17 protein-coding genes and 1 pseudogene are annotated in these 21381 nt (G+C 64.9%); 11 read left to right on the top strand and 7 right to left on the bottom strand.

Annotated features, from left to right (window positions below; genetic code table 11):
* The first annotated feature begins 35 nt into the window (after window positions 1-35).
* The 4 genes from EYS21_RS13440 to katG all read left to right on the top strand — a co-directional run bounded on the left by EYS21_RS13440 (window position 36) and on the right by katG (window position 4784).
* Window positions 36-392, top strand: coding sequence for an SMR family transporter (locus EYS21_RS13440; protein WP_131133712.1), 357 nt, complete (start codon window positions 36-38; stop codon window positions 390-392).
* Window positions 389-709: an SMR family transporter gene (locus tag EYS21_RS13435; RefSeq protein WP_131133711.1), complete on the top strand. Its 321-nt coding sequence runs from the start codon at window positions 389-391 to the stop codon at window positions 707-709. The genes EYS21_RS13440 and EYS21_RS13435 overlap by 4 nt, the downstream gene beginning before the upstream one ends.
* A 242-nt stretch (window positions 710-951) precedes the next feature.
* Window positions 952-2313 carry an MFS transporter gene (locus tag EYS21_RS13430; RefSeq protein ID WP_131133710.1) on the top strand — a complete coding sequence of 454 codons (1362 nt, stop codon included), beginning with the start codon at window positions 952-954 and terminating at the stop codon, window positions 2311-2313.
* A 188-nt stretch (window positions 2314-2501) separates the two neighbouring features.
* Entirely contained in the window at window positions 2502-4784 is a 2283-nt protein-coding gene (katG, locus tag EYS21_RS13425; protein ID WP_131133709.1) for a catalase/peroxidase HPI, read from the top strand.
* 83 nt (window positions 4785-4867) lie between these two features.
* Here the strand turns inward: katG and EYS21_RS13420 are convergent, their stop codons facing one another.
* Window positions 4868-6244, bottom strand: a complete 1377-nt coding sequence (locus tag EYS21_RS13420) for a LamG domain-containing protein (RefSeq protein ID WP_165478313.1) — start codon at window positions 6242-6244, stop codon at window positions 4868-4870.
* Window positions 6245-6385: 141 nt separating this feature from the next.
* On the opposite strand from EYS21_RS13420, the gene EYS21_RS13415 reads away from it, so the two are divergent.
* Window positions 6386-10558 (top strand): BTAD domain-containing putative transcriptional regulator, encoded by a 4173-nt coding sequence (locus EYS21_RS13415; protein WP_165478312.1) that lies wholly within the window; start codon window positions 6386-6388, stop codon window positions 10556-10558.
* Window positions 10559-10573: 15 nt separating this feature from the next.
* Window positions 10574-10741, top strand: a pseudogene (locus EYS21_RS13410) (IclR family transcriptional regulator); the annotation flags it as partial.
* On the opposite strand, the gene EYS21_RS13405 reads toward EYS21_RS13410, so the two are convergent.
* Window positions 10738-11100, bottom strand: coding sequence for a hypothetical protein (locus tag EYS21_RS13405; protein WP_131133706.1), 363 nt, complete (start codon window positions 11098-11100; stop codon window positions 10738-10740). The pseudogene EYS21_RS13410 and the gene EYS21_RS13405 overlap by 4 nt on opposite strands.
* Before the next feature lie 476 nt (window positions 11101-11576).
* Between EYS21_RS13405 and EYS21_RS13395 the strand changes: the two genes are divergently transcribed.
* From EYS21_RS13395 to EYS21_RS13375, 5 genes are read left to right on the top strand one after another with little or no spacing between them, the layout of a single operon-like run.
* Window positions 11577-13013 carry a GH32 C-terminal domain-containing protein gene (locus EYS21_RS13395; RefSeq protein ID WP_131133704.1) on the top strand — a complete coding sequence of 479 codons (1437 nt, stop codon included), beginning with the start codon at window positions 11577-11579 and terminating at the stop codon, window positions 13011-13013.
* Between the two features lie 39 nt (window positions 13014-13052).
* Entirely contained in the window at window positions 13053-14387 is a 1335-nt protein-coding gene (locus EYS21_RS13390) for an extracellular solute-binding protein (RefSeq protein ID WP_131133703.1), read from the top strand.
* A gap of 43 nt (window positions 14388-14430) precedes the next feature.
* Window positions 14431-15312, top strand: coding sequence for a sugar ABC transporter permease (locus tag EYS21_RS13385; RefSeq protein ID WP_131133702.1), 882 nt, complete (start codon window positions 14431-14433; stop codon window positions 15310-15312).
* A complete protein-coding gene (locus EYS21_RS13380; RefSeq protein WP_131133701.1) occupies window positions 15309-16220 on the top strand; it encodes a carbohydrate ABC transporter permease in 912 nt (303 codons plus the stop codon). Before EYS21_RS13385 ends, EYS21_RS13380 begins: the two co-directional genes overlap by 4 nt.
* Before the next feature lie 29 nt (window positions 16221-16249).
* A complete protein-coding gene (locus tag EYS21_RS13375) occupies window positions 16250-17326 on the top strand; it encodes a LacI family DNA-binding transcriptional regulator (protein WP_131133700.1) in 1077 nt (358 codons plus the stop codon).
* On the opposite strand, the gene EYS21_RS13370 is transcribed toward EYS21_RS13375, so the two are convergent.
* The 5 genes from EYS21_RS13370 to EYS21_RS13350 all read right to left on the bottom strand — a co-directional run bounded on the left by EYS21_RS13370 (window position 17275) and on the right by EYS21_RS13350 (window position 21375).
* Window positions 17275-17886 carry a gluconokinase gene (locus EYS21_RS13370; RefSeq protein ID WP_131133699.1) on the bottom strand — a complete coding sequence of 204 codons (612 nt, stop codon included), beginning with the start codon at window positions 17884-17886 and terminating at the stop codon, window positions 17275-17277. The genes EYS21_RS13375 and EYS21_RS13370 overlap by 52 nt on opposite strands.
* Window positions 17886-18197, bottom strand: coding sequence for a putative quinol monooxygenase (locus tag EYS21_RS13365; RefSeq protein WP_131133698.1), 312 nt, complete (start codon window positions 18195-18197; stop codon window positions 17886-17888). Before EYS21_RS13365 ends, EYS21_RS13370 begins: the two co-directional genes overlap by 1 nt.
* Before the next feature lie 134 nt (window positions 18198-18331).
* A complete protein-coding gene (locus EYS21_RS13360) occupies window positions 18332-19525 on the bottom strand; it encodes an ABC transporter ATP-binding protein (RefSeq protein ID WP_131133697.1) in 1194 nt (397 codons plus the stop codon).
* A gap of 2 nt (window positions 19526-19527) precedes the next feature.
* On the bottom strand, window positions 19528-20424 hold the full coding sequence (locus tag EYS21_RS13355) for a carbohydrate ABC transporter permease (RefSeq protein ID WP_131133696.1): 897 nt from the start codon (window positions 20422-20424) through the stop codon (window positions 19528-19530).
* A gap of 3 nt (window positions 20425-20427) precedes the next feature.
* The gene (locus tag EYS21_RS13350) at window positions 20428-21375 is read right to left on the bottom strand and encodes a sugar ABC transporter permease (RefSeq protein WP_131133695.1); all 948 of its coding nucleotides are present in this window, start codon (window positions 21373-21375) and stop codon (window positions 20428-20430) included.
* Window positions 21376-21381 lie beyond the last annotated feature (6 nt).

The raw sequence follows: 21381 nt of genomic DNA, 5'->3' as shown, positions 1-21381 counted from the left end.
GGACCAAGCCCCGATGATTCTCAAGGACTAAATAAATGAAGTGGATTCTTCTCGCCGGCGCGATCCTGAGTGAGGTGACTGCATCCCTTTCCTTGAAAGCGGCCCTGGATAATCCTGCTTTCTTCGTGGTGGTTGTTGTCGGTTACACCGCTTCCTTTGCCTTCCTCGCAGGAGTCCTCCGCAAGGGCCTGGGCCTCGGAGTTGCTTATGGCATCTGGGCTGCGCTGGGAGTAACACTCACCGTGTTGCTGGCCGCCATCATTTTTGGCGAAGCACTGACCCCCATGATGCTGATCGGAGTCGCCATGGTCATCGGCGGGGTGCTCTGCGTTGAACTCGGATCGCACAAGACGCCGGCCGAAGAGCCGGCAAAGGAAATGGTCGGCCCATGATGTGGCTGCTGCTGGCGGGGGCAATCCTTACCGAGGTGTGCGCCACCCTGTTGCTGCGTGTCGCGTCCACCGGTAAGCGACGCTGGTACATACCTGTCGGCGTCGGGTACTTCCTGGCATTCACGCTGCTCACGTTCACCCTGGACCAGGGAATGAGCCTCGGCGTTGCCTACGGCATCTGGGCCGCCGCCGGCGTCGCCCTGACCGCCGTAGGAAGCCGCGTCTTCTTCAAGGAGACGATCACGCCCGTCATGATGCTCGGGCTCGGCCTTATCATCGGCGGTGTCCTACTCATCGAGCTGGGTGCCGTCCACTAGGAAGCCACAGTGGGGGAAGCGCCCGTGGTGATCCAGTAGCCCGCCGGCGCCGGTAGCGGGGTAGCCGCCGGTTCAGGATGCACCGCGCCGCTTTTGACGTAACCCGGATCACGTCATATTCTTGATGAAACGATTCAAGGGAAAGGGCTTTCCAAGCTCTTGAACCAGTCACGGTCACGCTGACCATCCGGAACAGAACAGCTCCGGTTCCTTGCCGATGACGACGAAGGAAATACATCCACATGAGCACCACCCGCGGGAACACCCGCCCCATCCTCGAAGCCGAAAACGGACGCCGGGATCCGAAGAAAGCCGCGATGAGCGGCTGGATCGGAAGCGCGCTGGAGTACTACGACTTCGCGCTGTACTCCTTGGCCGCAACCCTCGTCTTCCCTGCCATCTTCTTCCCCACAGAGAACCCCACCGTGGCGATCATCGCCTCACTCGCGACGTATGCCGTGGGATACGTCTCCCGCCCGGTGGGCGCCGTTGTCCTGGGCGCCTACGGGGACAGGCACGGCCGCAAACAGGTGCTTGTCTTTGCCATGCTGCTGATGGGCTTCGCCACCTTCGCCGTTGGACTCCTGCCCACGTACGGCCAGGTGGGCGTCCTGGCACCGGTCCTGCTGGTGATCCTCCGGCTGATCCAGGGGTTCGCGGTGGCAGGCGAACTCGGCGGAGCCAGCGCCATGATCGTAGAGCACTCCCCAGATGCCCGGCGCGGCTTCTTCGCGAGCTTCAGCCTGCAGGGCACGCAGGTCGGATCGATCCTGGCCACCGCTGTCCTGCTTCCACTCTCCGCACTTCTTCCGGCCGACCAGTTCCAGTCCTGGGGTTGGCGGATCCCGTTCCTGCTCAGCGCCTTTGTGATCCTGGCCGGCTACTTCATTCGCCGTCGCGTGCAGGAGCCGCCGGCGTATCTGGCGCAGTCCGAAAAGGGCAAGGCAAAGCCCCGGTTCCCGCTCGTTGACCTCCTGCGCTCCTACCCGTGGGTCCTGGTCCGCTGTGTCCTGATGACCTTCACCAACGTGATTGGCATGGCCACGCTCATCTTTGGTGTTTCCTACGCCACCCAGAAGGGCTACGGCATTGGCTTCTCCAGCAGCGAATTCCTCTGGGTGACCCTCGTGGCCAACATTGTGGCCGTTGCCACCATCCCGCTGTTCGGCGGCCTGTCCGACAAAATCGGCCGGCGCATGCTGATGGTGGCCGGCGGCATCGGCGGCGGCCTGCTGGCGGGCGGATACCTGTGGGCAATCGAGCAAAAGAGCCTCGCGCTGGTCTTCGTGTGCATCGTGATTGTGCAGGGAATTTTCTTCCAGATGTGGAACGCAACCTTCGCCACGTTCTTCCAGGAGCAGTTCCCCATGCGGATCCGGGTGACCGGCTTCGCCGTGTCGCAAAACCTGGGCCTCATGATCGCATCGTTCTTCCCGAGCATCTTCACGGCCATCGCTCCCCCCGGAACGGCGAACGTTCCCTTGGTTATCGGGCTGGCCACGTTCGGCATCTGCGTCGTCGCTGCCCTGGCGGCCCTCCTGTCCCCCGACACCCGGGGCAAGTCACTCGAGGACCTCGAAGCCCACCGGGCGGATCCGAGGTAACTTCCCGGTTTCGTGACAATGCAATAAAGGCAGGACGGCCAGCTGGTGCACACCAGCGGGCCGTCCTGCCTTTTGCGTTGGCGACCTTATGATTACCCCTCCCCCGCGCGGCCCTTAAGTGGTCAAATGGGAAGGTTAGACCGGTTGCCCGAGTCCGACCGCGGCCTCGGCCATAGGGAAGGAAGCACATGACCGATCGCCAGGAACAACCCCCGGTCCCCACCCCCGGAAGCGCCGATGCTCCGGACTCCAGGGCCGAGGGTGAGTACCCCGTTGCCCCCGACAGCGCAACCGCACAGGGCAGCGACAGTGAAAACCCTGCGATCGACGCGCCGCAGCCCAAGGCGCACCGGCCGCGGACCATCGCGGACTGGTGGCCCAACCAGCTGAACCTCTCCGTGCTCCATTCCCACCACCCGGCCGGCAATCCGCTTGGCCCCTCGTTCAGCTACCGCGAGGAGTTCCAGAAGCTCGACGTCGAAGCACTGAAACAGGACATTACGCAGGTCCTGACCACCTCCCAGGACTGGTGGCCCGCGGACTTCGGCCACTACGGCGGCCTGATGATCCGGCTGAGCTGGCACGCCGCCGGCACCTACCGCGTCCACGACGGCCGCGGCGGGGCAGGGGACGGCAGCCAGCGGTTCGCGCCGCTCAACAGCTGGCCGGACAACGCCAACCTCGACAAAGCCCGGCGGCTGCTGTGGCCGGTGAAGCAGAAGTACGGCCAGAAGCTCTCCTGGGCCGACCTCCTCGTCCTGGCAGGAAACGTAGCCCTGGAGTCGATGGGATTCAAGACCTTTGGCTTCGCCTTCGGCCGCGAGGATGTGTGGGAGCCCGAGGAGATTTTTTGGGGGCCTGAGGACGAGTGGCTCGGCGAAGGGCGATACACCGGCGAAGGCAAGATGGCGGACGACGTCGGCGCCACCGAAATGGGCCTGATCTATGTCAACCCCGAGGGGCCGATGGGCAATCCGGATCCCGCCGCAGCCGCTGCCTTCATCCGCGAGACCTTCAAGCGCATGGCGATGAACGACGAGGAGACCGTTGCGCTGATCGCCGGCGGCCACACCTTCGGCAAGACCCACGGCGCCGGTAACGCCGATGCCGTTGGCCCCGAGCCTGAGGGCGCCACCCTCGAGACGCAGGGCCTGGGCTGGCTCAGCACCCACGGGACCGGCAAGGGGGCGGACACCATCACCTCCGGCCTTGAGGTCACCTGGACCGACAAGCCGACCCAATGGAGCAACCGCTTCTTCGAGATCCTGTTCGCGCACGAGTGGGAGCTCGTCGAGAGCCCTGCCGGTGCCAAGCAATGGGTAGCCAAGGACGCAGAGGAAATCATCCCGGACGCCCACAACCCGGAGAAGAAGCACCGACCCACGATGCTCACCACCGATCTGTCGCTGCGTGTCGACCCGACCTATGGGAAGATCTCGCGGCGCTTCCTCGAGAACCCGGACGAGTTCGCACTCGCGTTCGCCAAGGCCTGGTACAAACTGCTGCACCGCGATATGGGCCCCGTCAGCCCCAACCTGCTTGGGCCATGGGTCCCGGAGCCGCAGCTCTGGCAGGACCCTATCCCCGCCGTCGACCACCAGCTGATCGATGAACAGGACATCGCATCCCTCAAGGCCAGCCTCCTGGACTCCGGTCTGTCCGTCTCGCAGCTCGCCAGCACGGCGTGGGCGGCGGCCTCCACGTTCCGCAAGACGGACAAGCGCGGCGGCGCCAACGGGGCACGGATCCGGCTGGAGCCCCAGCGCGGCTGGGAGGCCAACGAGCCCGAGAAATTGGCGACTGCGCTGCAGGCCATCGAAGCCGTTCAGGAGCAGTTCAACTCCGGGGGCAAGAAGGTCTCACTCGCAGACCTGATCGTCCTTGGCGGCTGCGCGGCGGTCGAGAAAGCCGCGAAGGATGCCGGCTTCGCCGTCACCGTGCCGTTCCGGCCCGGACGTACCGACGCCGCCCAAGACCAGACCGACGTCGAGTCCTTCCAGTACCTGCAGCCGCGGGCGGACGGGTTCCGCAATTACGTGCGCCCGGGTGTGAAGGTCCAGCCGGAGACTCTTCTGTTGGACAAGGCGTACATGCTGGACCTCTCCGCGCCGGAGATGACAGCGCTCCTCGGAGGCCTGCGTGCCCTGGGCGCCAATATCGGCGGTTCCGCCCACGGCGTCCTCACCGACAGGCCCCAGCTCCTGACGAATGACTTCTTCGTCAACCTGCTCTCCCCGGGCACCAAGTGGAAGGCGTCGGAGGGCGAGGAGAACGTCTACGAGATCAGGGACGTCACAACTGATGAACTGAAGTGGACCGCCACCCCGGTGGACCTGGTGTTCGGCTCCAACTCCCAGCTCCGGGCGCTGGCCGAGGTCTATGCGAGCGAGGACGCCCGGGAGAAGTTCGTCAACGACTTCGTCGCAGCCTGGGTGAAGGTGATGGAGCTGGACCGCTTCGACCTGAACTGACAGACCGCAACGAACCCGACCCCGGGCCGGCCCCCAACGCGGCCCGGCCCGGGGCACCTTAACTGCTTTGCCGAGCGACGCCGTCATGAACCGAACTTGAAGGAATCGACCACTGCGCCGGCTCCGGCTTGCCCGAGATAGTCCACGAGGCTGTGTTGCTCGAGCACCGTGGTCACCTCGATCGCGACGTTTCCTCCCTCCCAATCGAGGACGATAAGTCGCATTTCCAGTGGTCCGCCCATGACGTGGTGCAGGTCGGAAACGCCGCCGCCGATGATGACGGGAACCGCATGGATGACGCCGTCGAGCGGGCAGGGGCTCGTCCAGCCGTCACGCACCCGCAAGTCCAGGGCGAAGCCGGACAAACCACCTACTGATACGGGCACGTCTCCCACGAATTCGAGGCCCGGCACGGTGCGGTACCACGCGGCGAGTTCCGCCGCGCTCGTACCGACCCCGGGCTGGGCCTCTTCGCCGCAGGGTGACGCGGCACGGACGTTCTGGTACACGCCGATGTAGCTGCCGCCCCAGACGCCTGTCTCCGGATCGTCGGTCCGGCCCAGCAGGACATTGCCTGGCAGGTCCTCACCATTGGTCCATTCTTCAGGGACTGTGTACGACAGTTTCGGTGCAAAGGACGTCGTTGAGTGGGTACCCGTGCTGAGGGGACCCAGGCAGACGCCACCGTGCGGATTCGGGCAGGCCGACGCTCCCGACTGTTCCGGCCGATCGAGTGTGGCGCCATCCGGCGCAGCGATCAGCGCAGCGGCATTCACCTCCGCCGCGTCAAGGGCACGCGGCCAGGTCCTCACGTCAGCAAGGGTGCCGTCGAAGAAGCCCTCAGCTTCTCCGTGCGCCTGGCCGCGGCCGAACAGAAGTGGACCTTTCGCGGCGAACACGGGGGCGGTGGCTACACCGTCGACGCTGGCCGGATAGCCGTTGAGGAAAAAGTGCGCCCGCCCACCGGCGGAATCATAGACTCCGGCGAGATGGACCCAGGCGCCCGGTTTCACCTCGACTCGTGACGCCCGGTCGCGGTTGGTCACGAAGCTGCCACCGTTGCCATCCCCGGGTTTAACCGAGAACGACCAGAACCCCTCTGCCACGCCCAGGAAAAATGCGCCAGCCACTACACCGGCCTGGCTCAGGACCGTGGCGTACTCTTTGGGCTGCCCGGTGGGACGTACCCAGGCGCTCACCGTGAAGCTTGAATCCGTGGCGATGGGGCCAGGCGCCGGCGTGCTGGCGTAGCCGACGCCGCCCACCTGCAGGCCGTCGCCTGTCCACCGGGCACCGTCTTCGACGGAAAGGACCACGCCACCGGCCGTTGCTTCGGGCCGAGTTAGGGACCAGACGTTCGCGGCACCGAGCTGGTCACCAGAGGTGCAGGCGCCGAGCGCCCCGAGCAGGACGCTCGCAAGGATTACCGCCGCGGTGGGGCGCCGGCGTCGGGAAGTCACTTTCGATGTTGTATTCATGCCTGCATCGTCACACCCGGCGGTATCCGCACCGGCCGGGCCGGTATCCATCCGGTATGCGTGAATCTTGGCTCCATTGACTCTGCTCTCCGGGCACGCCGACAATGCCTCATGGGTGTATCCGTGCTCGGAGCCGTTCAGGTGGACGGTGCGCAGAGGCTCGCTCCGCGTGAGCAAATCGTGCTCAGCGTTCTCGCGCTGCGGAACGGCGAGGTCACCTCCACCGCCACACTCGCCGACGCCATCTGGGGCGATGATCTTCCGGGCACGTGGCGCAAGCAGCTTCAGGCATCCGTCGGGGTGGTACGGCGTGCGGTGGGCAGCGACCGGATCGAAACCTCAGCGAACGGATACCGGCTTCAGCTGGAGGACGGCGACCTGGATATCTCCCAGTTCGAGAACCAGATCGTGCGGGGACGGATGCATCTGGACAGCGGGAAGCCGGGCCGCGCCGTCGCCGATTTCAGGCGTTCCCTGGCGATCGCGCCCGTGGACCCGTTCCCTGCGCTCAACGGTTGGCGGGGAGCCGCCGACGAGACCGCGAGGATCCTCGAGTTACGGCTCGGCGTCGAAGACGACCTGCTCCGCGCCCGGCTCGCCTCCGGGGACCACCCCACGGTCGCGGCTGACGCGGCACGCTCGGTCGCGGCCGAACCCCTTCGCGAAGCCCGTTGGTGGGCATTGGCCCTCGCGCAGTACCGCTCGGGGCGGCAAGGGGATGCGATGGCCACCCTGCGCCGGGTGCGCGCGCTGCTCACGGATGAGCTCGGCGCTGACCCCGGCGCAGAACTTCAGGCACTCGAAAAGGCGATTCTTCAGCAGGATCCAGGGCTCCTGGACGTGCCCGTGTCAGGGGATGGCGACGCCTCGTGCCCCTATCCGGGCCTCGCCCCGTTCGGAATCGATGATGCGGAACGCTTCTTCGGCAGGGATGCCGACATCGCGGCCACAGTTGAAAGGCTCACCCGCGACGGATTCTGCGTGGTTTCCGGGCCGTCCGGGTGTGGCAAATCCTCGCTGCTGCGGGCCGGGGTGGCACCAGTATTCCTGAGCCGCGGCAACGAGGTCACCATCACCACTCCTGCCCGGCCCCTGCCGGCACCCAGCGCCGGCAACGGCGGGCGGCACCTGCTCGTCATCGACCAGTTCGAGGAGGCCTTCGCCGACTCGGCGCCCGTTCCGGCTGAGGAATACTGTGCCGGCGTCTCGCGGCGCCTGGACGAAGGACACCAGGTCGCGATCGTGGTCCGGTCTGATCTCCTCGATGCATGCGCCACCCAGCCGGGGATCGCCCCACTCATGGCGAGAGGCCTGCAGATGCTGACGGCGCCCGCGGGGCCCGCGCTGACAGCCGCCATCGAAGAGCCAGCCCGGCAGGCGGCGCTGGCGTTCGAAGCCGGATTGGTGGATCTTATGGTGAGCGAGACCGTGGCCCACCCGGGTGGCCTGCCGTTGCTCGCCCATGCCCTCGCCGAGACCTGGGCCCGGCGCGAGGGCTCCATGCTTACGCTCGAGGCCTACCGCGGAACGGGCGGGCTCAGCGGGTCGATCAGCCGAACGGCCGAACAGCTCTATCTTTCAATGACGGAACCCGACCGCCAAGGCTGCCGGCTCCTTCTCCTCCGGCTCGTCACCATCACCACCGGCGATTCGATCGTCCACCGGCCCCTGCCTCTGCGTGCGTTCACCGACGACAGGAGACTTGAGAGCATCGTGAGGAGGCTCGCCGCCGCGCGTCTGCTCACGGTGGAGGCGGACATGGTGAGCCTCAGCCACGAGGCGATCAGCCGCGCATGGCCCCGCCTGCGGGACTGGCTCGAGGTGGACCGCGAAGCGCAACGCGTGCTGGAGCACCTGAGCAGGGCGGCGGTGGGCTGGGCCGAGTCAGGCGAAAGCGACGACGAGTTGTACCGCGGCGCGCGCGTGGTCGCGGCGAGGGAGCTCAACGAGGAGAAGCCGGGGAATCTGACCCGAACCGAGTCCCGCTTCATCCGCGCCTCCATCGAGGAAGCCGATCGCGGCGAACGGGAGCGCCTGGAGCGGGCCGTGAACGATGCGCGCCAGAACGTCCGCCTCCGGCGGCTGCTGAGGACTGTCGCCGGCGTGCTGGGTGTCGCCGTCATCGCGGGTCTCCTCGCTATCAACGGAACGGTGGCGGCCTCGCGCCGCAGCGAGGAATCCCGTGCCGCCCAGCAGGAGGCCCAACTCGAAGCAATGGTGGGCCAGTCGAGCGCCCTGCGGACGTCCACCCGCGACCTGGCGGCCCTCCTGGCCGTGGAGGCTTACCGCCGCTGGCCGGACGACGCACGCGCCCGGTCCGCGGTCCTCGGCGTGTTCAGCACGGAGCCCGGCTTTCTTGGGTACCAGCGGATCTTGGGGGTCGACAGATTAGTCGCTGCTGCATTGCCGGATGGTACCGGCGCGGCCGTGCTTCTCAACGACGGGACTATCGCGCGGCACGACTTTGCGACGTCGGCCGTGGGCGAGCCGGTCGGGTCGGCAACCAACGGACGGAACGCCGTCGAAGGTGCAGTCCTCAGGCTGAGTGCCGACGGACGACGCATTGTGGCCGCTGTACCGGGGGACGGTGAAGTGTGTGGTTCGGCGGCCCGCTGCACCTTGGTCAGTGCGTTCGAGCTGTCCGCACGAACCAGAGTCCTCGTACCGACCGCGGTCGCCGCAACCGGCGGCGATCTTGTGGTCGACTCGGCCGGCGGATTCGCGGCCCTCGTCGACGCCGAGACTGGCAACGTCAGCATCCTCGATCTTTCCAACGGGCAGCTGCGCGGCCGAATCGACAATCCAAAGGATCCTGACAGTCCACCAACCGTGGGCGTCGCATTCTCGGCGGGAAAGCTCATCGTCGGATCGAGCGACGGCCTCCTGCGCATCGCCGACGCCACGACAGGGAGGGTGGTGTCCCAAGTCCAGGCGGCCCCCGGCACGGTGGACGTCCAACTCGTCGACGCCGGCGGCGGCTTGGTGGTCGGCGCCGGCAACAACGGCCTGGCTGCGGTTGATCTCGAGGAATCCCGCATTGTGTGGAGCACAGGTTTCTCCAGTTCCCATCCGGAGCCCTGCCCGTGGCTTGCCGCCTCAAAGGCGTCCGGCACGGCGTATTGTGGGGACCGTTTCGGCAAAATTGAAGAGCGGTCAATGGTCGACGGCGGCATGACCGGGGCACGGTTCGACCCGCAGCGCGGCGACGTGGGCAAGTTAATGGTCTCCACGGACGGACGGACGCTGGTGGCCGTGGGCGTGTCCGAGCCCGTGATCACCCGCTGGGCGTTGGACGGCAGCGGGCTGGTGGCCACACTGATCGCCGAAGGCCAGGTCAATCTCGACCGCTACGACCGCACTGGCTCACGCCTCGTCACGGCGACGCGCACGCAAGGATCGCGCCGCGGTGACGAGTTCAGCGACTTCTCCATCTGGGATGCCGACGCCGACGCACGCGTGCGGAGGATGGGAGTGATCCAAGGTGCCGGCTGGGTTGCTCCGAACGTGCTTGCCGCCTACTTTCCGGAGGCCGATGCCCTCGGATATCTGGATGCCGTCACCGGCGAGCGCATCACCGGGGATGAGGTACCCCTCGAAGCCATGAATTTCTGGCCCGCGGCATCCGGGGACCGGCTCCACGTGCTGTTCGCTGACGGCACCATCTGGACGATAGCCGCCCCGGCCATGACACGGGTTGAGCCGACCCTGCGCGTCGACGGCCAGCCACGCTCCATCTCCACCAACACCGCAGGGCGCGTGCTGGTTTCGTCCTTAACGCCGGAAGGACCGGTGATGACCCTGCTGGACGGACTCACGGGTGAAACTCTCATCGATGCCGTGCCCGGCGGCGATGTCAGTGTGCTCGCGCCCGACGGCACCGTCTTCGGCTCGAACGCCCGCGGGCAGATCACCCACTACGACGCACAGCTGCGCGCCCTCCGCACGCTCGCCGGCGCACGCGGAGAGATATCCCTGCTGCAGGTCAGCGACGACGGACGGTTGCTTATGGCCGGCGCCAATGACCAGACCGTCTCGGTGTACGACACGGCCACCGGCATCCGGCTCGGAGCTCCCCTGCCGGCCGATGCTCCCTTCATCAGCCCCGGCGTCCTGCGACCTGACGGAATGGCTGTCGCCATCAACGGCAAGTCCGGGATTATCGTCTGGAACCTCGACCCGCGGTTCCACGTCGGTCAGGCCTGCCGGCTGGCCGGCCGCAATCTCAGCCGCACCGAGTGGGAGAGCCACCTGGGCGCGCTTGGCGAGTGGCGGCCCACCTGCCCCGAATTCGGCTGACGCAAACTGTGGGAACTCTCGGTGGCCGTTGCTATCCCGAACAGGATGGTCCGGCCCAGTGAGTCCATTTCGCTGACCAGTCCGCTGGAGGCAGCCAGCGAGGCGGCACTGAAGGCCGGAGTTCCTGAACTACGGCGTGCGGCAGGCAGGCTCTCCGAACTGCTGGAAGGCTCCGTTTACTAGGCAGTCCGCGGGCGAGGGTCATACGCCAACAGGTGCGACAGCATCGCGGCGAGGGCTGCGGGGATCAGGACGAGCCCGGTCAGCCAGCCCCAGCCCCCATCCTCAAACTGCAGGGCAAGGCCGCCGACCACCACCGCCGGCAGGGCCGTGAGGACCTTCACCCATAACGCTCCGCCCCGCAGCCAGACCCACGCCGCGGCGCCGGCAAACCCGAGGGCGCCGAGCAGCACGAGCCGGTGCCCCACCGGATACGTGGGCGGCTCAACGATGAACGTGAAGGTGTCGGCCAGCCCGCAGGCCATCAGTACCGCGGAGAGCAGGACAAGCAACGCCCACAGCCCTTCGTTCCAACGGATCATCCTTTGACAGTAACCGGCAGGCAAGTTGGGTCAAAAGCTACTCGGAGGTTCGGGGATGTCTGAGCTGGGCGGGCCATCATAGGCAGGGCGTCCGGAACGCCGCACCGCGCGCCGATCAACTTTTCCGCATTTCGTGCAGTGCCGGGCGAATTTGCCATCCTGGTCGGTCTCGGCCAACCAGTGATGGCCTAGGTTCAACTTGCAAAGCAACGTCGTGAGCATGAGGCGATCCATCTCGAGAATTGGATATTTGGCTCGTGTGGAAGCCCGTACCAAGCCGCTTGAAGTCTACGCGCGTGGCGTCCCGACAACCACAGGGGCACGGGTCGGAAGGTACGACGGCGGCCCCCCGGCGCCGGGGTTCGTCACGCTCGATGGCCACCTCGGGAAAAGTTTGCTAAAACGCTTGATCATGTGACGCCAGCCACTTATGCTGATTGTGATTAAACGCTTTAGCAGATTGGACGTCAGAGCCGATGAACCGCTCAGTTTTCTTCAAACCCGCCGGCGGCTGGGTGGGAGACCTCATCCCCTTCGAGAAGGACGGGGAGTTTTGGCTCTTCTACCTGCACGAGGTCCGCGCCGACCCGAAGCCGGGAACCTCCTGGAACCTGGTCACCACCAAAGACCTCACGCAGTTTGAAGACCACGGGGTTTCCCTCCAGCACGGAAGCGAAACAGACCTGGACTTCAACGCCTACACGGGCAGCATCGTGGTCGACGAAGCCGGCATCCACCGCTTGTTTTACACCGGGCAAAACCCGCGCAACCTCGGACCGGACGGCGCGCCGCTTCAGCTCGTCATGCAGGCCACGAGCACCGATGGCATGCAGACCTGGGTGAAGCACCCCGAACTAACCTTCGGCGCCCCGGACGGCTACGAGTCCGGCGACTGGCGGGACCCTTTTGTCTTCCGGGACGAGGCCGCTGGCCAGTGGCGGATGCTTCTGGCGGCGCGGCACTCCGCGGGGCCGGACCGCCGTCGGGGTGTCATTGCCCAGTGCGTCTCCAGCGACCTGGTGACCTGGCAGCATACTGAACCGTTTTGGGACCCCCGGCGCTACATCACCCACGAATGCCCGGACGTCTTCGCGTGGGGCGACTGGTGGTACATGGTCTACTCGGAGTTCTCCGAATCCTTCACCACCCGCTACCGCATGGCCAAAAGCCCCGACGGCCCCTGGTCCGTGCCGGACCTGGACTCAGTGGACGGCCGCGCGTTCTACGCCTCCAAAACCGCTGAACGGGATGGACGACGGTTCTTCTTCGGCTGGATCGCCAGCAAGGAAGGCAACGCCGACGACGGGCCCTGGCAGTGGGCGGGCACCATGTCCGTGTTGGAGGCCCGGCAAAACCCCGACGGAACGCTGGGATTCGGCTTCGCTGACGAACTCGTTGAGAGCTTCTGGGACGACGTCCCGGTATCGCTTAATAACGGGCTGCCCACGCCGCTGGAAGCACCGGATGGGTATACCGCCGCCGTCTCCGACGAAACGCTTCCCAGCCAGTTCTATGCCAAGGCAGTACTGGCCATCGAAGCCAACACCACCGAATGCGGGCTGTTGTTGCGTTCAAGCCAGGACGGGGACCAGTCCTACGTAGTTCGCCTCGAACCGAAGCGCGGCCGCATGGTGTTCGACCGGTGGCCCCGAAAGGTCACCGGTGATGCGCAGTGGCATGTTTCCGGCGACATTCCGTTCGAGATCGAACTGGAACGTCCCTGCGACCTGGCTCCCGGGGAGCACACCCTCGAACTCGTCGTCGACGGGGACCTGTGCGTGGCTGTCCTGGACCGGCAGGTTGCCCTCAGCACCAGGATCTACGACCTGCCGGCGGGACGGATCGGCGTCTTCACCGGGGAAGGATCCACCACCCTGACAGACCTTCAGATACGCAAGCGCACAGACAACTAAACACCCACACCGCTTTCACCCGAATCAAAGGAGATTTTCATGAAGAAGCTATTCACAGCCGCCGTGGCTGCGGCCGCGGCAATCGCCCTCGCAGGATGCGGCGGCGGCGGAGGAGCCACCGACCCTTCCAACGTCAGTCCCACCGGAGAGGTCAAGCCGCGGGAAATCTCGTGGCTGCTGTCCCGGCCGGCCGACGGCGCCGTCATCAACATCATGAAGAAGCTGGCCGACGACTATGCCAAGGACCACCCGGGTTTCTCACTCAACCTGATCACTACCCCGGACCGGCCCTCCTACATCCAGAAACTCGAGACCCTCGCCGCCGCGAACAAGCTCCCCGAGCTCTTCGACACCGACGCCACGCCCTTCGCCCAGCAACTGGCCAAACAAGGGAAAATGGTCGACGCTGAAAAACTGCTCAAATCCCTGGACGTCTACGACAACTACCGGCCCAGCGCACTCGACTACCAGCGCTTCGACGACGGATCCCTGAACATGATTCCGTTCCAGTTCGAGCTGGAATTCATCTGGTACAACAAGGCCCTGCTGCAGAAGGCCGGCGTCTCCGCCCCGAAGTCCCTCGATGACATCCCCGCCATGTGCACCGCCCTGCGCGACGCCGGCATCACCCCCATCGCCATCGACGGCCAGGACCAGTGGCCCCTCGAGCGGTATGTTGCCTACCAGCCGTTCCGCGAAGCCGGGCCGGAGTTCATCCAGAAACTCAAGAAGGGCGAAGCCAAATTTACTGACCCGGCAGGCAAGAAGACCGTCGAATGGCTGGCTGCGCTGGGCAAGGCCAAATGCTTCCAGGACGGCTTCTCCTCACAGGGCTACTCCGACGCGCAGAACCAGTTCACCTCCGGCCAGGCGGCAATGTACAACATCGGCACCTGGGAGCTGCCAAGCCTGGCAACTGACAAGCTGAATCCTGCCGTGCGGGACGACATCGACTTCTTCACCCTGCCAACCACCGACGGATCCGTCACGGCGGCAAACGAGTTCGTGTCGCCGTCGGGCATTGGCATGGCCGTGAACGCCAAGACCTACGACCCGCTGGTGAGCGACTTCCTGAAGTTTGCCCTGACGAAGTACCCAACCGAGTACGCGGCCACCGGTGCGCTTTCGCCGACCACCAACGTTGAGACCGCCGTTCCGGCCAACGCAACCCCGCTGTATAAGAAGGCCCTGGACATGGCCAACGACCTCGGGGACAAGCAGGCCATGCCGTGGGACACGCAGCTCGACCCGACCACCAACGGCAGGCTGCAGCAGGAGCTGGTGCTCCTCGTCCAGGGCAACATCACGCCCGAACAGTTCACCAGCACGATGGACAGCACCATCGCGCAGAACGCCCCGAAGTTCTTCAAGTAATCACAGCGGTGGGGGCTCCGGCCCCCACCCGAAAGGCCCAGCCATGCTCCCCAACAGGTCACGACTCTCCGTCCTGGTCTTCCTGCTTCCGCCCCTGCTGCTGTACGGCATCGCCGTGCTGTTCCCCATCCTGCAGTCGTTGTTCCTGAGCTTCTTCTCCTGGAACGGCATCAGCGACATGGAGTTCGTGGGGCTCGCCAACTACGTCCGGATGCTCACCGCCGACGACATCTTCTGGCGCTCGTTCTTCAACGCCCTCGGATATCTCGCCATCTGCCTGGTCCTGCAGCTCGGCGGCGCCCTGCTGGTCGCCAGCCTCCTCACCTCCATGCGCCGCGGCCGCGAGCTGATCAAAACCCTCTATCTCCTGCCGGCGGTGATCTCCACGGTGGCCATCGCGTTCCTCTTCGTGCGGATCTACTCGATCGAACCGGTGGGCCTGCTCAACCAGCTCCTGCACTGGATCGGCCTCGGCGCCCTGGAACGCCCCTGGCTCTCGGACATCAACACCGTGCTCGCTGCGGTGTCGGCCCCGGAGGGTTGGCGGTTCACCGGGCTCTACATGCTCATCATTTACGCGGCACTGCTGTCCGTCCCGCAGGAGCTTGAGGAAGCCGCCCGCCTCGACGGAGCCTCCCGGTGGCAACTGTTCACCAAGATCCGCTTCCCCCACATCATGCCTGTCTGGATCACCACCACGATCATGGCGACGACCTATGGCCTGCGCGGATTCGATATCCCGTACCTCATGACCAACGGCGGTCCCGGACAGTCCTCCGAGCTGCTGACCACCTACATGTACAAGACGGCATTCACCAGCACTGATTTCGGCTACGCGAGTACCATCGCCGTCTTCATCGTCATCGAGTGCCTGGTCGCCGTCGGACTCATCCTGTTCGTGCTCAAACGAAAGGCGGACGCATGACCGCGCCGGCAGCTCCAGTGACAAGGCCCGTCCCAGCCTCAGCCCCACCAGCCAGCCAGCCGCCGTCGCGCAGGCGACGCAAGCCAAGCCTCCACGGCACGCTGTCGAGGGTGATCATCGCCCTCATCGTCATCGTGCAGGTGTACCCCCTGGCGTGGCTTTTCATCACCAGCCTGCGCACCGAACTCGACTTCGCAACCGGTGACCCGTTCGCGCTCCCCAAGGCGATCACGTTCGAGAACTACGCCCGCGCCTTCGAGACCGGCAACCTGGGAATGAACATCCTCAACAGTTTCATCGTCACGATGGGCGCCAACCTGCTGATTGTGCTCCTGGGCATGATGGCCGCCTACGCCCTGCAGGTCCTCGGATTCCGGGGCAGCAGGATCGTCCGCAGCATCTTCCTGATCGGCATCATCGTGCCCGTGCAGATCGCGCTTGTCCCGCTCTTCATCGATTACGCGAGTATCAACCTGCTGGACACGTACCCGTCGATGATCATCCCCCTGGCCGGCTTCGCCCTGCCGATGTCGATCTACCTTTTCTCGTCATTCTTCGAGTACATCCCCCGCGAAACCTACGAGGCGGCATCACTGGACGGGGCAGGGCCTTACCGGATCTTCGGACTCATCACCCTGCCGCTGTCGGTGAACACAGTGGTGACAGTGGTGCTGGTCAACAGCATCTTCATCTGGAACGACTTCATCTTCGCCAACACCTTCGTCCTCTCCGAGGAACTGAAGACCATCCCGCTGGGTCTGCAGAACTACATCGGCGCGATGGGAAAAACGGACTGGACTGCCACTTTCGCCGCCGTCTGCGTCACCATCACACCCCTGCTCCTGGTCTTCCTGGTGCTCAACAAGGCAATGATCCAGGGCCTGGAAAGCGGGGCGAGCAAGGGATGACAGGCCGATATACTCCTGAAGGAGGGCAGATGGATTCGCAGGAGAATAGTTCGGGTACGCCATCGGCGGCTGCCCCCTTGCAGCAGAGCCGGCGCGCCCAGCCCGTTACCCTGCGTCAGGTAGCAGAAGCCGCAGGCGTCTCCACCGCCACCGTTTCCCTGGTGGTGAATAACAAAAAGGCAGCCCGGATTTCCGACGAGACCCGCAAGCGGGTCCACGACGCGATCCAGGATCTGGGCTACCGGCCCAACGCCATGGCCCAAACCCTGGTCAGCGGCAGCTCCCGGTTCATCGGACTGGTCGCCGACGCGATCGCCACCACCCCGTTCGCCGGCCAGATCATCCACGGCGCCCAGGACGAAGCCTGGAAACATGGCTACGCGCTCCTCATCGCGAACACCGAAGGCAACCGCGAGCTTGAGCGGGACGCCATCGCCATGATGCTCGAATACAAAGTCCGCGGCATCCTGTACTCGACCTGGTTCCACCGCGCCACGGACGTTCCGGACTCGCTCCGGGAATCCGACTTTGTCCTGGTCAACTGTTTTGCCGAAGAACCCGGTGCCCGGGCCGTGGTCCCGGACGAAGTCCAGGGCGGCCGCTCAGCCACCGAGATCCTGCTGAAGCACGGCCACCGCCGGATTGCCTTCATCAACGCCACCATCCCCGCCCCGGCGAAGGACGGACGGCTCCAGGGCTACAGGGAAGCGCTGGAAGCTGAAGGCATCCCGTTCGACGACGGCCTGGTCCTTGAGGCTTATCCGGACCAGGAAGGCGGGTTCGGAGCGACCGAGGTGCTCCTTAAACTCGGCGTCACGGCGGTGTATTGCTACAACGACCGGATGGCGATGGGACTGTACGACGGGCTGCGCGAACACGGACTCTCAATCCCTGACGACATGGCAGTGGTGGGATTCGACAACCAGGAAGTGATCGCCGCCCACTTGCGGCCTCCGCTCTCGACTGTGTCGCTCCCCCACTACGAACTCGGCGCGGCGGGAGTGAGGATGCTGCTGGGCCTCGACGAAGCGCAGGACGGCGGCCCCGACAAAATCTACTGCCCCACCGTGGAACGGGACTCCGTCAGGGCGTTGGCGCCCGCGTAGCCGGCCGCAGGCACCTGCGCAGACCACCTTTCTTGCCTAACGGGACCGTCCGCGGCGGTTCCCTCATGGAGTTGCAGGGTTGCCAGGATCCGGTCGGTGGTTGCTTCGATTCCTCCCTCGGATGTGAGGACAATTCCTGCTTCGTCTGCGTCAAGGAGCTCGAGGGTTTCGAGTTGTGAAGCGAGCAGGGACGCGGGCATAAAATGACCGGGCCTTTGAACCAGCCGTTCTGCCAGCACGGGCGTGTCAACGCTTAGCAGGATGAACGTCGTCGTGGGTGCAGCCGTGCGGATCGCGTCTCTGTAGGCGCGTTTGAGGGCTGAACAGGCGACGACAATCCCTTGCTCGTGTTTGGCTGAGAGTTCGGCGCCGACGAGCTGGAGCCAAGGCCATCTGTCGGCGTCGATCAGGGGGATGCCTTCTGCCATTTTCTTGACGTTGGCTGTCGGGTGCAGGGAATCCGCGTCAGTGAAAGTCGCTCCAAGACGGTCCGCGAGAACGGTGCCGACCGCAGTTTTTCCTGCGCCGGACACTCCCATTACTACTACCGGATGGTGCACTAGAGAGCCCCTTGGTGTGCTGTTCCGGCAGGGATTGGCGCGAGGCGGGTGACCTCTACCGGCTCCGCCAGGAGCCCTTCCAACGAGGCGTTGAGGCGTTTGACCGGGTCGCCGTCGCCGTGGGCGTCGAGGAGTTCCGCGGATTCCCATTTCTCGATCATGAGGATCTGGCCGTTGGGGGCTTCGTGGATGGCGTACAGCTGGCACCCGGGTTCCTCGTGGACCTCTGCTATGGCGGGTGAGAGCGCTGCGACGACCTGGTCGAATGTTCCTTCGCGGGGCGTGAATGCGGCGGTAACAACAATGGACATGTGGTTTCTCCTGGGTGGGCGGCCGGCATCTGCCGCGGCTGAGTGAAGGATGTCCGACGGCGGCGCGGACCGTTGGCGGGATTCCGCCGGTCCGCGGCATCCTTCGGTGTGGTTTGGCTGCTGTCCGGGTCCGGTCAGCTGAAGGACACGAGCTTTCCGGTGGCTGAGCTGTCCGCAGGCGCCAGGTTCAGGCCTGTCTCGCTGTCGAAGTAGCTGGCGAGCCTGGTGTCGACTTCAACAGTGCAGGGGTCGCCGGCGAAGAGCCTGGTCTGGCCTTCCTGACGGATCCAGATGAGCTCGTCCTGGTTGAGTTCCCAGAGTTTGAGCTCCAAGGCCGCGTCGGGCTGTACACCGATGAGTGTGTCGGCGCCGAGGTCCTCGACTCGCCGCACGGTGCCGGGCAGGCCCGTGCCGGTGGCGTCCGCGGATACGGTCAGGTGTTCCGGCCGTAGGCCTACGGTGAGCTGCCCGCTCTCTGGCCGGCCGCCGTCGTACGCCTCAAGCCGCAGGACGCCAATGGACGGTGTTCCGTCTTTTACCACCGCGTTGAGGAGGTTCATGGGCGGGCTCCCGATGAATCGGGCGACGTAGGTGTTGGCGGGGCGGTTGTAGATCTTTTGGGGCGTCGCGTGCTGCTGGACCACGCCGTTGTGCAGGATGACTATCTGGGTCGCCATGGTCATAGCTTCGACCTGGTCGTGGGTGACGTAGACGAAGGTTTTGCCGATCGAACGGTGGAGGCGGACGATTTCGCCGCGGAGTTCGGCGCGGAGTTTGGCGTCGAGGTTGGACAGTGGCTCGTCCAACAGGAACATGGATGGGTTGCGGATCAGGGCCCGAGCGAGTGCGACCCGCTGCCGCTGGCCGCCGGAAAGCCCGCCAGGCTTGCGCTTGGCATAGGCATCCAGATCGAGCATGGAGATGACTTCGTCGACTTTCGCCTGGATGTCCTTGTTCGCGCCGAAGAATCGGCGGGCCACGGCGCTGATTCCCGGGATGTGGTGCCAACCCTTGAACTTGTCCAGCACCAAAGGGAAGGCGATGTTTTCGCGGACGGTGAGGTGGGGGTAGAGCGCGTAGGACTGGAAGACGAACGCAATGCCGCGTTCCCGCGGGCTTTGGCGGTTGACCCGGAGGTTGTCGAAGATGACGTCGCCGGAGCTCGGGTCGGTCAGTCCGGCGATGATCCGCAGGAGGGTCGATTTTCCGGAGCCGGACGCACCGAGCAGGACCAGGAACTCGCCATTGTCGACGTCGGCACTGAAGTCGTGGATGACCTTGGTGTCCCCGAAGCGTTTGCTGATGTTTCGTAGTGAGAGCGTTGCCATGATCAACCTTTGACTGAGCCGGCCGTGAGGCCTGAGACGATGCGGCGTTGGACGAGGAGGAAGAACACCAGCGCCGGCAGAGTGAACAGCAGGGCGGCCGCCATGACCGAGTTCAGCGACGTCAGGTACTGGCCGACGAAGGACGCCAGGCCAACGGACGCGGGCCAGAGATCCCGTTCAGCGATGAAGGTCTTGGCGAGGAGGAACTCGTTCCAGCCGTCGAAGAAGTTGATGACGGCAGCGGCTGCGACGCTGGGGAGAATCAGCGGGGTGAGGACCAGCGACAGGATGGTGACCCTCGGGCACCCATCCACGGAGGCTGCCTCTTCGATCTCATACGGGATGGCGTCGATGGCTCCCTTGATGATCCAGACACTGACGGGCATGGTGAACGCAACGTTGGCGAGGATCAGCCCGCCCATCCCGTTCAGCAGACCCAGGGATGCGAAAAGCGCGTAAATCGGAACGACAAGCAGCGCCTCCGGGAGCATCTGGGTTGCGAAGAGCAGGAACCCTGCGGCCCCTTTGCCGTGGAACTTGAAGCGGGACAGCGCGTAGCCGGCCAGCACCGCGAAGACCAGTGAGAGGAGGGTGGTTCCGCCGGCGATGACCACCGAGTTGGTCAGCCACTTGAAGATCGGTACGTTGCCAATGACGTCGCCGAAGTCTGCGAGCCGTTCCCAGTGGGGCCACCAACCTTGGGCCTGACCGTAGAGTTCTGAGTCCTGGCTGAGGGCCGTGTTCAGCATCCAGTAGAGCGGGAAGCCCGAGAAGAGGACCAGTGCTCCGAGCATGATGAAACGGACGGGCTTGCTGAAGTTCCGTTGCCCTGGGGCTTTCAGGCGGCGCTTGTGCGCTGCTTCCGGGTGTTGAGTGGCTTGAGCTTCTTGCGTGGTCATTTTCTACGCCTCCTTGACGGCGTTGCGCCGTTCGATCATGAAGTAAACGACGGTGACCAGCAGCGACAGGACAAGGCCGAGGGCGCCGATTGCTGCGGCCCTGCCCAGTTCCTGGTTGCTGAAAGCCTGCCGGTACACGTTGACCACAAGGGTGTTGGTGCTGTCCACCGGGCCACCGCCGGTCAGCAGGTAAATGATCTCGAAGCGCCGGATGGACCAGATGGTCATGAGAAGGGTGACCACCCTGACGGTAGGGGCAATGTGCGGCCAGGTGACGGCTTTGAAGGTTTCCAGTGCGCCTGCCCCGTCCATGCGGGTGGCCTCGTACAGCTCGCTCGGGATTGACTGCAGTGAGGCAAGAACCACGAGCATGACGAGTGGCATGACCTTCCAGACGGAGGTCAGCACCACTGCGGCCATGCCGAACTTCGGATCGACCAGCCAGCCCTGCTGCCCGACGCCGAGGACGCCCACTACTTCGTTGAGGACGCCGTCGGAGCGGTTGAAGATCCAGCTGAAGATCAAGGCGGTCGCAACGGTAGGCACGGCCCACGGGAAGGTGATGACTGCCCGGACGATGGTCCGGCCCTTGAAGGACTGGTTCAGGAGCAACGCTGCTCCTGCGCCGACGAGGACGGCGAAGAGTACCGTTGCCGCCGTGTACAGGATGGTGGCGCCGAGGGAGTTGTAGAACTGCGGGCTGCTGAGCAGGCGGGAGTAGTTCTCCAGCCCCACGCCCGTTCCGCCGTCGGGCTTGACGAGGGGCGTTTTGGTGAAGCTGAGCTGGATGCCCTGAACCACCGGAATGATCATAAAGACGATCAGGTAGATTACGGCCGGGCCAACGTAGATGTAGGGGGAGATTCGTTGCCACATGTGATGCCGGGACGGGGCATCCTGTATCTGGTCCTGCACCCCGGTGGGTGGGGAGATGGAAGTTCGGAGCGACATTGCCCT

The sequence above is a fragment of the Arthrobacter sp. S39 genome (genome assembly GCF_004320525.1).
Classification (GTDB): Bacteria; Actinomycetota; Actinomycetes; order Actinomycetales; family Micrococcaceae; genus Arthrobacter.
The sequence above is the reverse complement of the archived record's forward strand: the minus strand, read 5'-3'. Positions and strand labels throughout refer to the sequence as shown.